Origin of the sequence: Nocardiopsis sp. TNDT3, assembly GCF_003427465.1 — a bacterium.
Lineage (GTDB): Bacteria > Actinomycetota > Actinomycetes > Streptosporangiales > Streptosporangiaceae > Nocardiopsis > Nocardiopsis dassonvillei.
This window is the reverse complement of sequence record NZ_QPFC01000613.1, coordinates 1-3,831: the sequence shown is the minus strand read 5'-3', so window position 1 is coordinate 3,831 and position 3,831 is coordinate 1. Positions and strand designations below refer to the sequence as shown.

Genomic DNA, 3,831 nt, shown 5'->3' with positions numbered 1-3,831 from the left:
AGGCCGCCATGCCGTGGGTCGGGTACTCGGCGGTCACGGCGGTGACCGCCGCCACCGCCCCGCCGGGCTTGACCGCGTCGATTGCCGCGCGCAGCATCGCCATCGGCGCGAGCGTGTTGACCTGGAACATCTTCTCGACCGCGGCGTCCTCGATGCCGCCCTCGGAGTCGGGGCCGGTGTCGAAGGCCACGACGCCGAAGGCGATGACCAGTCCGTCCAGACCGCCCTGTTCCTCGGCGGTGCGGCGCACGAGCGCCGCGCAGCCCTCGGTGTCGGCCGCCTCGAACACGGCCGTGGAGGACCCGTCGAGTTCCCGCGAGAGCGCGTCGAGCGCCTCCTCGTCGCGTCCGGCGAGCACGACCCGCGTGCCCTCCCGGTTCAGTGCCCTGCTGATGTGCCCGCCGAGTACGCCCGTGGCCCCGGCCACCAGGACTCGGGCTCCCTCAAGATCCATACGGCCAGTATTTCCGCAGGTGGCGGGGGGACCGGTCACCGACACGCGCCCCCGGGCACTGGTGCGGCCCCTCCGCCGGAGCGCCCCGGCGGCCAGCGGTACGCGGCGGTAGGGCCAGCGGCGGGACGCCCCGAGGCCGAACGTTCACACGAACAGGAAGGCCGCCAGGACCACCGCCAGCAGCACGACGTAGGAGACCGCGTGCACCCGGTCGGGCACCCGGCCCACCAGGCGGCGGGTGACGGCGATGGCGGGCAGCGACCCGGCGAGCAGGAGGGCCCCGGCCACGAGGTCCACCGAGCCCAGGTGGCCGGGCCCGGCGCCTCCCCCCTCGCCGAACAGCGCGTACACCGCCGTGCCCGCCACCGCGACGGGCAGGCTGAGCGGGTTGGCCATCGCGGTCGCCTCCCCCATCGGCAGGCTCCGGCGGCGCAGCAGGGGGACGGTCATGACGCTGCCGCCCACGCCCAGGAAGCTGGTCACCGCGCCGATGGCGACCCCGCCCGCCGTGGTGGTGCGCCGCCCCAGCAGACGGGGCCCGGTGTCGGGGTCGCGGGTCAGGAAGCCCTTGCGCAGGAGGGTGTCGAGCAGGGTGACGGCGATGTAGGCGATGAACAGCACGCGCTGGGCCCCTCCCCCGACGACCGTGGCGACCAGGGAGCCCAGCACCGCGCCGACGCCGATGTAGGCGGCCAGCGGCCACACGTAGTCGCGGCGCAGCCGTCCGGCCCGGCGCTGGGAGAGGGTGGCGCTGAGCGCGTTGACGACCATCACGGCGGTGGAGGTGGCCACGGCCACGGCCATCGGGTCCACGCCGGGGTCGGCCTGGGCGCGGGTGACGTAGTAGACGACGGGGACGACCACGAAGCCGCCGCCGAAGCCGAACAGGACGGTGGTGACGCCGGTCAGCAGGCCCAGGGCGAGCAGGGGAAGGACGAAGGTGAGCACCCGGACCACGTTAGGCAGACGGGCGCTGGCGCGCTTTCGAAAGAACGCCACTGTCCTTCGCGCAGCGGACAACACCGGTAGCGTCCACCCCATGCGCAACATCCCCGTCGCCGAGGTGGACTCCATCGACCGGCCCGTCCTGGCGATCGGCACCGACTACCCGCCCGAGCACGTGCTGCCCGCTCACCGGCACCGGCGGGCGCAGTTCCTCTACGGGGCGACGGGGGTGATGCGGGTCCAGACCGCGGACGGGGAGTGGACCGTGCCGCCGCACCGGGCCGTGCTGATCCCGGCCGGGACCGATCATCGGGTGGTCATGACGGAGGTGAGCACGCGCAGCCTGTACCTGGAGCCGAGCGCGGTCGCGTGGTTCCCGGGGCGCTGCCAGGTGGTGGAGGTGTCGCCGTTGCTCCGGGAACTGCTGTTGACAGCTGTGGACCTGGAGCCGCGCTACTCCCCGCACGGTCGGGACGCGGCGGTGTTCGCGCTGGTGCTGCACGAACTGCGTCGGCTCGTGCCGCTGCCGCTGGATCTGCCGCTGCCCGGGAACGAGGGGTTGAGGCGGATGTGCGAGGAGTTCCTCGGGGCGCCGGACGTGCACGATCCGCCCGCACGGTGGGCGGGACGGTTGCACGTCAGCGAGCGGACGGTGCACCGGCTCTTCCGGGCGGAGACGGGCATGAGCTTCGCGCGGTGGCGGCAGCGGGCCTGCGTGCTGCACGCGCTGCCGCTGTTGGCCAGAGGTGAGCCGGTGACCAGGGTGGCGATGGAGTTGGGGTACGAGAGCCCGTCGGCGTTCTCCACGATGTTCCTGCGCGTGCTGGGGTCATCGCCCCGGGACTACGCGGCCGGACAGTGAGCGGCCCCGCCCGGTGCGTCTGGGCGGGGCCGGTCGTGTCTGTGGACTACTGGGCGCGAACGGCGCTGACCAGGGCCGTCCACTCGACGGTGGGGGTCGCGAGGTGGCCGAGCGACCGGTTCTGGGTGTCGCGCACTAGGACGGCCGCCTGGTCGCGGCGGGCCTCCACGCAGTTGCCACCGGTGCCGTTGCTGTAGCTGGACTTGTTCCAGTCCTCGGTCACCATGTGATGCTGCCTCGAATCTCTTCCATGAGAAATCCGTTCACGTGCTGACGCTACCGACCGCGTACCGCACCCAACAGGGCCGTCCACTCGGCAGCCGGAGCGGCCAGGTGGCCGAGCGATCGGTTCTGGGTGTCGCGCACTAGGACGACCGTCTGGTCGCGACGGGCCTCCACGCAGTCGCCGCCCTCGCCGTTGCTGTAGCTGGACTTACTCCAAGCCTCGGTCATCATGTGATGCTGCCTCGAATCTCTTCTATGCGGGACCGTGACGAGGGCACCGGCAGGGCGGCGCTCCTCAGCTCCGCGAATATCCGGTCGTAGCTTGCCACAACGTCCGGCTGCTTCAGTGACACCCCTGTCCTCTGGCTTTCGATATAGGCGAATGTGCTCGAATCAGGCACGTCGATCAGCCTAAAGGACCCGAACAGACCTGGATGTCCCTCGGTCGCGATCGGCACGATCTGGAGGTTCACTCGCGGGCGATAGGACTGGTCAATGAGGTGATCGATCTGTTGCTTCATCACCTCCGGCTTCCGGAACCGTCGCAGCAGCACCACCTCGTCCAGGAGCACCGTGATCGTCGGCGGGTGGGGCCGGTCCAGGATCTGTTGTCGGTACTTCCTGGCCTTCACGATCTGGTCGATGGCCTCCGTGGTGGCTTCGGGGTTGGAGAGTTCACTGATGGCCCGCACGTACTCCTCGACCTGGAACAGTCCAGGAACCAGACCGTAGGAGTAGTCGCGGATCTTGAGAGCCATCTGCTCCGCCTCGGCCACCTCACGGAAGTACGCGGTCACCCCAACTCCGGAGAACACCGCGTCCCACGCGTCCACGAGCATGCCCCGGGCGGTAAGGGCTTTGTCGAGTCGTACTACTGGATCTCTCCGTGTCCCCTTTTTCCCGCGTTCCAAATCGCTGACGGTGCTCTGTGACACCACGGCCAGGGCAGCGAGTTCCTGCTGAGTAAGACCCGCCTGACCTCGGAGTTTGCGGAGCAACTTGCCGAAACGAAGCTGTGCAGCCTTGTCGGCATCTTCTTCTTGCACCATCACACCACCAGGCCAACCAAAAATATCGCTGGCCATAGAAGTTTTACCGTCTTAGGTAATAAGCATAGCGCCAAAGGCAGACCAGTTGGCAAGGTTCGTGACGAAGCAAATACAGAAAGCTTCGCAGCCCATATCGGGCCAAATATCTACAAGGGCATGAAAAAGCCCCGGAGACCGAAGGTGAGAGCGATCTCCGAGGCAAGGTGCCCCACCCCGAATAGACCGAGGTGAGACATGAACAAGCCTATCGTCCAGGCCCCGACGCTTCCACGCCGACTGTGCGGAACCGCCACCAA

The 3,831-nt window shown here is 68.9% G+C and carries 6 protein-coding genes; 1 reads left to right on the top strand and 5 read right to left on the bottom strand.

The window, feature by feature from the left end:
- Both DQW06_RS15635 and DQW06_RS15630 read right to left on the bottom strand, forming a co-directional pair.
- A partial coding sequence (locus DQW06_RS15635; RefSeq protein WP_117198791.1) for an SDR family oxidoreductase occupies window positions 1-454 on the bottom strand: 454 nt, incomplete at its 3' end.
- Window positions 455-598: 144 nt separating this feature from the next.
- Window positions 599-1,411 (bottom strand): sulfite exporter TauE/SafE family protein, encoded by an 813-nt coding sequence (locus DQW06_RS15630; RefSeq protein ID WP_198048862.1) that lies wholly within the window; start codon window positions 1,409-1,411, stop codon window positions 599-601.
- Window positions 1,412-1,493: 82 nt separating this feature from the next.
- On the opposite strand from DQW06_RS15630, the gene DQW06_RS15625 reads away from it, so the two are divergent.
- Window positions 1,494-2,261: a helix-turn-helix domain-containing protein gene (locus DQW06_RS15625; protein WP_071623183.1), complete on the top strand. Its 768-nt coding sequence runs from the start codon at window positions 1,494-1,496 to the stop codon at window positions 2,259-2,261.
- Window positions 2,262-2,307: 46 nt separating this feature from the next.
- Here the strand turns inward: DQW06_RS15625 and DQW06_RS15620 are convergent, their stop codons facing one another.
- The 3 genes from DQW06_RS15620 to DQW06_RS15610 are packed head-to-tail and all read right to left on the bottom strand — an operon-like array spanning window position 2,308 to window position 3,571.
- A complete protein-coding gene (locus tag DQW06_RS15620; protein WP_117198787.1) occupies window positions 2,308-2,487 on the bottom strand; it encodes a DUF397 domain-containing protein in 180 nt (59 codons plus the stop codon).
- 50 nt (window positions 2,488-2,537) lie between these two features.
- Window positions 2,538-2,717: a DUF397 domain-containing protein gene (locus DQW06_RS15615; protein WP_013152688.1), complete on the bottom strand. Its 180-nt coding sequence runs from the start codon at window positions 2,715-2,717 to the stop codon at window positions 2,538-2,540.
- Window positions 2,714-3,571, bottom strand: a complete 858-nt coding sequence (locus tag DQW06_RS15610; protein ID WP_232833035.1) for a helix-turn-helix transcriptional regulator — start codon at window positions 3,569-3,571, stop codon at window positions 2,714-2,716. The genes DQW06_RS15615 and DQW06_RS15610 overlap by 4 nt, the downstream gene beginning before the upstream one ends.
- Between the last annotated feature and the right edge of the window lie 260 nt (window positions 3,572-3,831).

Excerpts from the sequence above, each read along its gene's own strand:
- DQW06_RS15625 (WP_071623183.1), top strand. The coding sequence starts at position 1,494 with ATGCGCAACATCCCCGTCGCCGAGGTGGACTCCATCGACCGGCCCGTC.
- DQW06_RS15620 (WP_117198787.1), bottom strand. The coding sequence starts at position 2,487 with ATGGTGACCGAGGACTGGAACAAGTCCAGCTACAGCAACGGCACCGGT.
- DQW06_RS15615 (WP_013152688.1), bottom strand. The coding sequence starts at position 2,717 with ATGATGACCGAGGCTTGGAGTAAGTCCAGCTACAGCAACGGCGAGGGC.
- DQW06_RS15610 (WP_232833035.1), bottom strand. The coding sequence starts at position 3,571 with ATGGCCAGCGATATTTTTGGTTGGCCTGGTGGTGTGATGGTGCAAGAA.